General features: G+C 48.7%; 3 rRNA genes. All 3 read left to right on the plus strand.

The features are described 5' to 3' along the window. A 23S ribosomal RNA gene (locus DHN43_RS26955) occupies window positions 1–265 on the plus strand; the annotation flags it as partial. Between the two features lie 139 nt (window positions 266–404). Beyond that, window positions 405–519, plus strand: a 5S ribosomal RNA gene (gene rrf, locus DHN43_RS26960). Between the two features lie 1,516 nt (window positions 520–2,035). Continuing rightward, window positions 2,036–2,194 (plus strand): 16S ribosomal RNA (locus DHN43_RS26970); the annotation flags it as partial.

Raw genomic sequence — 2,194 nt, forward strand, 5'->3', positions numbered from 1 at the left:
GGGTGTAGGAAATTTGAGAGGATCTGTCCCTAGTACGAGAGGACCGGGATGGACGAACCTCTGGTGGACCTGTTGTGGCGCCAGCCGCATTGCAGGGTAGCTATGTTCGGAATGGATAACCGCTGAAGGCATCTAAGCGGGAAACCAACCTCAAAACTAGATATCCCTTGAGAGCCGTGGAAGACCACCACGTTGATAGGAGGCATGTGGAAGAGGGGTAACTCTCGAAGCTGAGCCTTACTAATAGCTCGATTGATCTTGATCACTCCCATTAAGCTATAATCATAATCGACAAACACGTAGATTTGTCGCTAACAAAACAAAGCTAAAACTTGGATAACAACATTGGCGCCTTAAAAAGCGCCATCGCAGACCAGTTCATAAGTCAGTGTGACTTATTCCTGCCCGGTGGCTATGGCGGGGCGCCCCCACCCGATCCCATCCCGAACTCGGAAGTGAAACGCCCCTGCGCCAATGGTACTTCGTCTTAAGACGCGGGAGAGTAGGGCGCCGCCGGGCATGAATAATACACACCGACAAATCTCTACAAAATAAAACAGAACAACATATCAGACAAAAAGCCCCCAATGCATAATGCATGGGGGCTTTTTGCGTTTTGGGAATAGACCGTCCTGAATGAACGGGCTGAAAACACTGCGAGCTAGGTTGCGAGTGGTCGGCGATCCCCTGGATTGCAATGCCACCTGACCGAAGAATACTCCCTGAATATACAGCCTCCAGTTGGCCTCAGTGAAACCAAAGCAATGACTTCAAGGGATTGAAACGCTTAGCCTTGCGGTGCCTCGCAGTACTGAGTACGGGGATATGTTTTTCTGGAGCGGGAATAGATGTTAGCAGATGGGGAATAAGTTTGCTGCTGAACCTTGCTCTTAGTTGCTTCTTTGGACTGACTAGGTGCGAGGTCTTTTGTAGCCTTGCTTCGCCGTTTGACCTGCTGGTTTTACATAGCAACGTAACATTGCGGGTTTGAACGCAAAAAAACGCAAAACGTCTCAAATCTGGTGTTGTGGTTTTTTGTTGTTGCGCTTTGTGTGTTGGTTTGGCTTTTGGGCTCACGGCTCACGGCTCACGGCTCACGGCTCACGGCTCACGGCTCACGGCTCACGGCTCACGGCTCACGGCTCACGGCTCACGGTTGTAACACTGACCGGTCAACTATCGCGCTCTTTATATGTATCTGGTCTTTCTCTTAGGTCTCCCTTTGAATGACAGCCTCTGATTTTTGATGCTGATCTCTTTGGTTCCAACTTTGGCTTACTCTGCATTTTGGCGCTAGCTGTCAGAGTAGAGGGTAGGGAATGTCTGAGGCCAGGGTCTCTGTCTGCCTTGTCGCCAGGCTCTTCTGTGTGTCTCCATTTCTGATTGTTGCTCTTGGAGTGCTGTGCTGTTCGGTGAGGTTCTTTCTTAGCCAGCTTTTGCGGGGTTGGTGGCGGTCCTGATTGAGTGGTTTGTTTTCCAAGTGTCTGTGCAAATTTTGGATTTGTTAATTTTTGGTGTTTTGGCTGGTTGTTATTGGCTTGTTTCTGGGGTTTTTGGGTGTCTGGTGGTGGTGTGCGGGTTGATATATGAAGTTATTGAATTGTTTGAATTTTAGTTTTTGCCCGATTGTTTTGTTTTTTTGGAGTTTGCGTGTTGACGGGTCGGTCTGGTATCCCTATAACCCGCTTCACGCCACCGGGGCGGGCCACTGAGGCGCCGGTTCGGAGGCACAAAAACAGAAGGATTTACGGGGTTTTTAAGAGGTCTTGTAAGTCTGGATATTGAGGCGAAAGTCTCCGTTCATTGACAATTGAATACGGAAGAAGAAAGAGAAACGTGGACGGCGGTTATTCGCGAGTGGTTTGGTAACAAGCCACTGTTACGGAATAGCTGACTTAGTTTACGTTTTTCAGAACACCAAAGATTGAGGCTTCGGTCTTAATTATTTGCGTGTTCCTCGTCTATTAATTGGCCATTTATGGTCGGTTAGATTTGAGTACAGAAACGTGATTTAAGTTGGGATTAATATTCAGTAGAACCTGAGAGTTTGATCCTGGCTCAGAACGAACGCTGGCGGCAGGCCTAACACATGCAAGTCGAACGGATCCTTCGGGATTAGTGGCAGACGGGTGAGTAACGCGTGGGAAGCTACCTTGTGGTAGGGGACAACAGTTGGAAACGACTGCTAATACCC

The sequence above is a fragment of the Pseudovibrio sp. Alg231-02 genome, from assembly GCF_900143565.1.
Lineage (GTDB): Bacteria > Pseudomonadota > Alphaproteobacteria > Rhizobiales > Stappiaceae > Pseudovibrio.